Annotated in this window: 7 protein-coding genes and 1 pseudogene; 3 read left to right on the top strand and 5 right to left on the bottom strand. The window is 67.3% G+C overall.

The window, feature by feature from the left end:
• Positions 1-202: pseudogene (locus tag DD1DGNOD_RS27755) on the bottom strand (hypothetical protein); the annotation flags it as partial.
• Between the two features lie 408 nt (positions 203-610).
• Between DD1DGNOD_RS27755 and DD1DGNOD_RS05155 the strand changes: the two are divergent.
• Positions 611-838: a hypothetical protein gene (locus tag DD1DGNOD_RS05155; RefSeq protein ID WP_131765508.1), complete on the top strand. Its 228-nt coding sequence runs from the start codon at positions 611-613 to the stop codon at positions 836-838.
• 206 nt (positions 839-1,044) lie between these two features.
• Here DD1DGNOD_RS05155 and DD1DGNOD_RS05160 read toward each other — a convergent pair whose 3' ends face one another.
• The 3 genes from DD1DGNOD_RS05160 to DD1DGNOD_RS26545 all read right to left on the bottom strand — a co-directional run bounded on the left by DD1DGNOD_RS05160 (position 1,045) and on the right by DD1DGNOD_RS26545 (position 3,207).
• A complete protein-coding gene (locus DD1DGNOD_RS05160; protein ID WP_131765509.1) occupies positions 1,045-2,064 on the bottom strand; it encodes a tryptophan--tRNA ligase in 1,020 nt (339 codons plus the stop codon).
• A gap of 5 nt (positions 2,065-2,069) precedes the next feature.
• Positions 2,070-2,405 carry a hypothetical protein gene (locus tag DD1DGNOD_RS05165; RefSeq protein WP_131765510.1) on the bottom strand — a complete coding sequence of 112 codons (336 nt, stop codon included), beginning with the start codon at positions 2,403-2,405 and terminating at the stop codon, positions 2,070-2,072.
• 274 nt (positions 2,406-2,679) lie between these two features.
• Entirely contained in the window at positions 2,680-3,207 is a 528-nt protein-coding gene (locus tag DD1DGNOD_RS26545) for an HD domain-containing protein (RefSeq protein ID WP_165034767.1), read from the bottom strand.
• 226 nt (positions 3,208-3,433) lie between these two features.
• Between DD1DGNOD_RS26545 and DD1DGNOD_RS05175 the strand changes: the two genes are divergently transcribed.
• Positions 3,434-4,624 (top strand): hypothetical protein, encoded by a 1,191-nt coding sequence (locus tag DD1DGNOD_RS05175; protein WP_131769573.1) that lies wholly within the window; start codon positions 3,434-3,436, stop codon positions 4,622-4,624.
• Positions 4,625-4,782: 158 nt separating this feature from the next.
• Here the strand turns inward: DD1DGNOD_RS05175 and DD1DGNOD_RS05180 are convergent, their stop codons facing one another.
• On the bottom strand, positions 4,783-6,063 hold the full coding sequence (locus tag DD1DGNOD_RS05180) for a helix-turn-helix domain-containing protein (RefSeq protein ID WP_430827755.1): 1,281 nt from the start codon (positions 6,061-6,063) through the stop codon (positions 4,783-4,785).
• 211 nt (positions 6,064-6,274) lie between these two features.
• Here DD1DGNOD_RS05180 and DD1DGNOD_RS05185 point away from each other — a divergent pair, with 211 nt between their 5' ends.
• Positions 6,275-7,636, top strand: coding sequence for a M16 family metallopeptidase (locus DD1DGNOD_RS05185; protein ID WP_241251248.1), 1,362 nt, complete (start codon positions 6,275-6,277; stop codon positions 7,634-7,636).
• The last annotated feature ends 39 nt before the right edge of the window (positions 7,637-7,675 follow it).

Below are 7,675 nucleotides of genomic sequence, written 5' to 3' on the forward strand. Positions count from 1 at the left end.
CCGCTGGATCGGCCCCCCCACCGGCCGCGGCCGGAGCGGCCGTGACAGTGGCAGCGGTCGGAGTAGCCGCGGTGCTGTCACCACCGGTACCGCCCTCGGCGGTGCCAGCGCTGGTAGCGGGCACAGGGGTGCTGCCGACAGGCCGCGCGGATGGGCGGGTGCCGGCGGCCGGATCGGAGACACCCACCTCGGGTTCGAACATGTGTACGAGTCTAGTCGCTTATCCGGACATTTCCACCACCGGCGATGGGCCATTCTCCCCACCCCCACACATGCGCGCTCCGGCCTCGATGTTTCATGACTGAACATCAAAAACGTTGCGACCTACGATGACGGCCTGCTGAGCCTGTACCAAAAAAGTGCACACACAAAAACGGACATTTTGTCCATCGGTGCAGTTCAGCACATCCTCGCTAGTGGAAGGCTCGGCGTTCATGAAACACCGAGGTCGAGTCGCGCGCAGTCGGCATCTGTGGGTGATTTCCTATGGCCGCCGTGCATGCGCCTGGTCCGGTGGCATCCGTGCGAGGCTGCGGCGGCCCGCGTTTCCTCGCTGGCGGGGCTTCGTCGCCGACCCCGGATGAGGTAGCTGCGCGCACCCCACAGCCGGATGCTCGGACTGCGGTCGATCTTTGGTGTGCGCAACGGTGACATCGACGGCATCCCGCAGGCTTTCGACCTGCCACCGGTTTTCGACGAAGGTGGATTCATGGCCAACCCGCAGTCGGAAAATCGTCGCCGCCGGCCCCCTGGAGATCTCTTCCCGCTCTGCGAACGTCAGCTCCTGGCCCCGCACCCAAGCCCTCTGATCAGCAGACAGCTCTTCTACCAGAGCTGACGCACCGACAGCTTGAGGCCGCTCTGCTATAACGACCGTCTGTTCCCTCACTTTCGTGATTCGAATGGTATTTGATCATGAATTTTTGATCGATTTCGGAACGGATCTGCGCTACCTGACCGACGCTCTGGCGGCTGCGGCTGCCCGATGGCCATCTCGCACGGTTGCACGGTTGTCCCGCGCGTCACGCCTGCGCGGGACGGTGGTTAGCCGATACCGATCGCCCTGCGTACCTGATCCAGCGCGGGTACCGCTCGCTTGCGCGCCTTTTCCGCCCCCGCGGCCAGGAGCGCGTCCAGTTCGCTGCCCGGTGCCATCAGGGCGTCGTAACGTTCGCGTAGCGGGCCGAGCTGCGTGTTGAGGATGTCGAACAGCTGGTTTTTCAGCTCGCCCCAACCCATGCCACCGGCCTGCAGGCGTTGCCGCGTGTCGGTGGTGATCTCCGGGGGTGCAAACTGCTCCAGGATCTGGAAGACGTTGGAGTTGTCCGGGTCCTTGGGGTCCTCCACCGGAGTGGAATCGGTCGGAATGCGGCGCACGAGCTTCTTCAGTTGCGACTCGCTGCAGAACAGGGGAATCGTGTTGTCGTACGACTTGCTCATCTTTCGACCGTCCAGGCCCGGGAGCGTGTGACCGGTTTCGGCTTCGGGGACGATCGCCTGTGGGACCTTGAGTTTGAAGCTGTCACCGTAGACATGGTTGAACGAGCCGGCAATGTCGGCGGCGATCTCCACGTGCTGCATCTGGTCACGCCCGACCGGCACCGCGTCGGTACCCATGATCAGGATGTCGACCGCCATGAGAACCGGGTAGTTGTACAACCCCATGTTGATCCCGGCGTCGAGGTCCGCCTTACCTGCTTCCTGGTTGCGGTCCCGGGCCGCCTTGTAGGCATGCGCCCGGTTCATCAGCCCCTTGCCGGTCATGCAACACAGGATCCAGGTAAGTTCCGGGATCTCGGGGATGTCCGACTGTCGGTAGAAAATCACTTGGTCCGGGTCGAGACCCGCGGCGATCCACGTTGCGGCCACCGAACGGGTGTAGTGTCGCAACAATTTCGGATCACGGACCGTGGTCAGCGCGTGGTAGTCCGCGATGAAGTACATCGCCTCGTACTCCTCGGCGAGCTTCAGCGCCGGCTTGATGGCGCCGACGTAGTTGCCGAGGTGCGGCTCGCCGGTCGGCTTGATTCCCGTCAGGGAAATCTTGGCTGGGGATGCGGACATCAACCTCACGTCTTCTCCGGACTGTGTTCAAAATACAGCTCGTAGTGAACATCGGCCTCGATGTTCGGTGCCAAATCGTGCGAGGTGAACACGAGTCCGTCGTTCGCACCGGCCGGGTGTGCCGTCATTCGTTCACTGTCGTCGACGGTTGCCAACTCCACGGTGTGCAGGTGCAACACGTCAAACAGGTACGGCATGTCGAAGAAGTCGCACGATTCCGATGCCGCCGGCTCGTCCGTCCGCAGCAGCCGTCCGGCTGGCGACGGGACGGGCGCGAACGCCGAACCAGCCAGCTTGGCAGGGTAGCTCAGGTGCGAGAGGGGATGGAAGATCGGCAGCATCGGTCAACCCTTCGACGCGGCTGACCTCACTTCGTGTGTGTGGCGCCACCAGCTACGGTCCGCAGAGGTACCGTTGCCGGACGGCACTGCAAGCCGATAAGCCCTGCGGTACGACTGGACAGACACGAATAACGAGCCTACCAGCAAGACGTATGGCGGGCATGTTGACGACCCCACTGTTCACCCTCGGCTCATGCCGAAGTACCTCATGCCGAAATGCGATGTCCCACCCTACTTCGCATGGCGGGGGAGCATGGCCCGGGTCGGGCGGACCTCAGGTCGGCGGCCGGAAAACGACGGGCAGGCTCCGCGGAGCGTGCAGGACGAGCCGTCCCACAATCCTGGCCAGAGCCACGGTAAATCCCCTTCGGGGATGTCGTGCTGACACCGCCTGGACGTCGGCTCGTAGCACACCGAACCGGATGAGTCCGCTGCTCAGGTCGATCAGGTCCGCGCGGCGAATCGCCTCCACCTCCACACCCCGGCCGATCTGACGGCGAAGTTCGTGGTGACGCGCCACCGCGTCGGCACACGACCGGATGCGCTCGGCCTGCCAGCCGCAGGACTCGAGCAGGCCGCGGGCCCGTTCGGCGCCGACCGTCACGTAGGCGGTCCTTCCGAGAGGCTCGAGAACGCCGATGTCGTGCATGAGCGCGGCGACCCGCAGCAGCTCTCGATCGGCGGTCGGTGCGAGCAACACGGCCAGCTCGTACACGCGTTCGCTATGGCGCTCGAGCGGCGTGCCGATGGCACCGGCCCGCTCGTGAAGCACTTGCAGCGCCAGCTCTCCTGCCGTGTTCATGCGACTCCTGACGTGCTCATGCGGCTGATTCAGCCATGTCGGCGCCCTCTGACACCTCTTTACGCGATCTGATGTCAGCCCCGACTCCGCGGGCATCGGACCGGGACGCACACCGCTCGGACCAGGACACAGTAGTCTTTCACCAGCCAAACGTGCATAGCACGCAAGCCGGGTGGTCTCGACGATCCCGCAGGATCGTCCCGGACGCGTCGGGGGTGGAACGGACATGCCGGATTCGGCCATTCTGGACGTGCCGATCGGTCTCATTCTGGTGTTCGCCATCGGGAGCGTGGCGGTCTCCCGCATCAACGAGGTCATCTTCGGGATCATGAGCTACCGCAGCCGGCAGCTCGAGGTCGAGCTGCGTCGACTTTTCGGCGACGCCCCGGTGGACCGGAGGGAGGACGCGACCGACGACGGCAGCCTGACCGCCAAGCTCCTCGACGGCCCGCTGCGCGGCCTGCGCTCGGGCGGCCAGGAGAACGCCGTGCCCGACATGAAGGATGCATCGGGGCCGATCGGGGTTTGGCGGCGGGCCCGGAATCTGCGCCTACCGTCCTACATCCCGTCCGTCGCCTTTGCCCGTGGTGTGCTCGACATGCTGGAACCGCCGGTGCGTGTCCTGCTCGACCGGATGGACACGGAGACGCTGTCCGATACCGCCCGCGGCGCCTACCGCGATGCGCACCATTCGCTCACCGACACGACGGCCGCGGCCCTGGCCGACGCTATTGCCGCGTCTCCGTCGGCGTCCGAGGAAAGTCGCAAACTTGCCACCTCGATAGTCGGGCTCGCCGGTCCGGAAGCCGTCAAGCCGTTATGGAAGGAACTCGACAAGCTGCCCAGGAACGCGCCCCTCCGGCTGGCGCTGACCGGCATAGTGACCCGCGCGGGCCACGACCGGGACCGGAGCGTCGCCGAACTCGCCGCCTGGTACGACGACACGATGGATCGGCTTTCCGGCTGGTACAAGCGGCGTGTCCAGCGTTTTCTCATCGTCTACGCGCTGCTGGTCACCCTGTTGCTGAATCTGGACGCGATCGCGCTCACCAACGCGCTGTGGGAGAACCGGTCGTTGCGTGCGGCCGTGGTCGAGGCCGCGGCCACCCAGGTGAACTCCTCCACCGTCAGCACGGGCACCGCTGCGACGAACAGTCCTGAGGACGCCGCGAACCAGGCGGTACAGGCCATCCGGGATGCCGGTGCGCTCCACCTGCCGCTGGGGTGGACCGGGGCCGGCTCCGACAGCGCGGACCCGCGGGCGGTTCCCGACGACGCCGGCGGCTGGGCCCTGAAAATACTCGGCTGGCTGTTCACCACGCTCGCGCTCTCCCTCGGCGCGCCGTTCTGGTTCGACCTGCTCGGCCGGCTGGTCAACATGCGTAGTACGGGACCGAAGCCCGTCCCCGTCGCCTGACCTTGCCGTTGCCGCTGCCGGCGACGAGCGAGCCGGGGCCGGGTCGGGGGAGGGGGTGGCGAGCCGGCCAGAGGTGCCCAGCCGACCAGGTGCCCGACCAGGGGGCGGTGAGGCGGCCGGGGGTCGGCCAGGTACCCAGCCGGGGCTAGCAGACCGGGTCAGGTGGTTGTCGCCGCCGGGGAATGCGGGGTGTCGGCCAGGCCGGCACGCAGGACGAGCTCGAGTTCGAAGCGAACGTCCGGGTCGTCCAGACTCTCCCCGAACAAGGTGCGCAACTGGCTGAGCCGGTAGCGGACCGTCTGCGGGTGCACCTGTAGCTCGGCGGCGATCCGGCCACGCTGTCCCCATAGCCGCAGCCACAGCAGCAGTGTTTCCGCCAGCCGGGTGCGGACCCGGGCGGGCAGCCCGTCCAGTGGGGCGAGCCGGTGACAGGCAAGGTCGGCGAGCAGCGCCGGATCCCGGGCGAACAGCAGCTCGGCAAGATGGTCGTCGGTGAACAGCGTCCCGCCGGGGCCGGCGAGCACACCCGGCAGCGTCCCGTGGTCACGGGCCTTGCGGGCGAACGCCGCCCTTGCCGCGCTCGCGGACGATTCCCGCCACGGGACGGCCGGGCCGACGATTGCGTCGAGACCCGCCAGAGCCCGCTCAAGCCAGCCCCGCCGGCCGGGCCCGGCCGGGTCGGCGACGAACACCCAGCTGTCCTCACCCTGGATAGTGCGGGGTGTGTCGGGCGGCAGAGCCAGGCAGCGGAGGCGGTGGTCGACGCGTTCGCGGGCCGACTCGCCCACGCATTCGGCATTGTCGGCGTCCTGACCGGTCCCTGCGGAGCCGGGGAGGAGAACCGCGGCAATGATCTCGGGCAGCCGGTAGGAGGCCGCCCGGGCGATTTGTTCGATCGTCGTCGGGCTACCCCCCGACAGCATCAACTCGCCGAGCCGGTCCCACAGGCGGCCGCGTTCGCTGGCTGCCTCGGACTGTTCCTGGGCGTAGCCCTCGGCGGTGGCGCCGGAGATCCGGTCGATGTAGGCGAACATCGTTTCGGCCAGTGACACCAGCCCGTCGGCGTCCAGCCCGCCGCGCCGTGCGGCCTCGGCAAGCCGACGCCAGGCGACCCGGGCACCCACCCGATAGGCGCCGAGAAGGGTGTCCAGTGAGCGTCCGGAGCGGAACTCGCCGCGTCCCAGCCGGACGTAGATCTCGCGACTGGCCGCGAGGTCGGGCGGTCCGCTGGAGTCGGTGTCGACCACCGTGAGGAAACGCAGCAGTGCTTCTTCGACGCCCTGACGGACGCCGCGGCCGAACGAACCTTCCAGCGGGCGTGCGTACGGTGGTACCTCACGCGCGATGGCCGCGATCAGATCGTCGCCGAGGGTCGTGAGCTCAAGTCTCAGGATGTCGGTAAGATCAGAAGGAAACTGTCCTCCTGGAACAGTTTTCACGGGTTGCACTCCACTTCGGACGGACTTCGGGCCGCCGAGGCGCTCCGATGAGCGTAATCCACCCTGATCGGCGGGGCGCCGCGAGGAGCCCGGGGACGGCGGCGAGATCTCGGCGAGGCCCCGGCCGGATTCGCCGGAAACGCCGGATCCCCACCGGCTCCGGATCCCGTCAGGAGCGGTCTTGTGGCGCGGATCATCGAGTACTCGGACCATGACAGGCCCGACCGCAGTAGCGTTGCCAACCGTGCCCCCTCGTACCGAGACGAATACGACCGCCGTCTTGTTGCCGGCGCCCTCCTACCCGGTGGAGAAGACTTCTCTGGCCAACGGGTTGCGCGTCGTGCTGGCTCCGGATCGAACCGCGCCCGTCGTCGCCGTGGCCGTCCACTACGACGTGGGATTCCGCTCCGAGCCGGAGGGACGTACCGGCTTCGCGCACCTGTTCGAACATCTCATGTTTCAGGGCAGCGAAAATGTCGGAAAGGCCGAGCACGCGAAGTACGTGCAGGCCGCCGGGGGCATATTCAACGGCTCCACCCATCCGGATCACACCGACTACTACGAGCTTCTGCCGTCCGGGGGGCTGGAACGCGCGCTGTTCCTCGAAGCCGACCGGATGCGTGCTCCGCGGATCACCCGGGAGAACCTGGACAACCAGATCGCGGTGGTCCAGGAAGAGATTCGGGTGAACGTGCTGAACCGCCCCTACGGCGGGTTTCCCTGGATCACGCTCCCGCCGGTTGTCTTCGACACGTTCCCCAACGCCCACAACGGCTACGGCGACTTCCACGAACTCGAGGCGGCGAGCCTCATCGACGCCGAGGACTTCTTCGACAAATACTATGCGCCGGGCAATGCCGTACTCACCGTGGTCGGTGATATTGATGTCGAGGGCGCTCTCCGCCTGGTTCGCCGCTACTTCGAAGACATTCCGGCCCGACCGCTGCCCAGCCGTCCGAGTTTCGCCGAACCGGTGCACGCCGAGGAGCGGCGGTCGGTCCTGACCGATCCGCTGGCGCCCCGTCCGGCGCTCGCCGTCGGTTACCGGGTTCCCGACCCCCTGGCCGACCTGCAGACCTTCCTGGCCTACGACGTGCTCACCCACGTACTGTCCGCGGGTGACGCGAGTCGGTTGGAGCGCAGGCTCGTGCAGAAGGACCGGTCGGTGATCGGCGTGAGCACCTATCTCGGCACGTTCGGGGACCCGTTCGACCAGCGGGACCCGCTGCTGCTCACCCTTGAGGCCCGTCATCCCGCGGAGTCGACGCCCGAGGCGATCCTCGGTGCGGTGGACGAGGAACTCGACCGCATCGTCACTGATGGACTGGAGCTCGGTGAGCTCGCCCGCGTGCAGGCGCGGATCGCCTCCGGCCTGCTACGCGAGGCCGACGACGCGCTTGGGCGGGCGCTGGCCATGGCCACCTTCGAGCTGCACCGCGGCCGACCCGAACTGATCAACGAACTTCCCGCGCTGGTGGGCGCGGTGACCTCGGACGGTGTGCAGGCGGCCGCCGCCGGCCTGCGTGCCCAGGGCCGGGCGGTCCTGGAACTGCGCGCCGGTGCCGCCTCGTGAGCCCCGCGGACGCCGGAAGCCTCGCGGACGCCGGAAGCC

The sequence above is a fragment of the Candidatus Protofrankia californiensis genome, assembly GCF_900634765.1.
In the GTDB taxonomy this organism is placed as follows: domain Bacteria; phylum Actinomycetota; class Actinomycetes; order Frankiales; family Frankiaceae; genus Protofrankia; species Protofrankia californiensis.

Coding starts and splice junctions, on each gene's coding strand:
- DD1DGNOD_RS05175 (WP_131769573.1), top strand. CDS start 3,434: ATGCCGGATTCGGCCATTCTGGACGTGCCGATCGGTCTCATTCTGGTG.
- DD1DGNOD_RS05155 (WP_131765508.1), top strand. CDS start 611: ATGCTCGGACTGCGGTCGATCTTTGGTGTGCGCAACGGTGACATCGAC.
- DD1DGNOD_RS05160 (WP_131765509.1), bottom strand. CDS start 2,064: ATGTCCGCATCCCCAGCCAAGATTTCCCTGACGGGAATCAAGCCGACC.
- DD1DGNOD_RS05165 (WP_131765510.1), bottom strand. CDS start 2,405: ATGCTGCCGATCTTCCATCCCCTCTCGCACCTGAGCTACCCTGCCAAG.
- DD1DGNOD_RS05185 (WP_241251248.1), top strand. CDS start 6,275: ATGACAGGCCCGACCGCAGTAGCGTTGCCAACCGTGCCCCCTCGTACC.
- DD1DGNOD_RS26545 (WP_165034767.1), bottom strand. CDS start 3,207: ATGAACACGGCAGGAGAGCTGGCGCTGCAAGTGCTTCACGAGCGGGCC.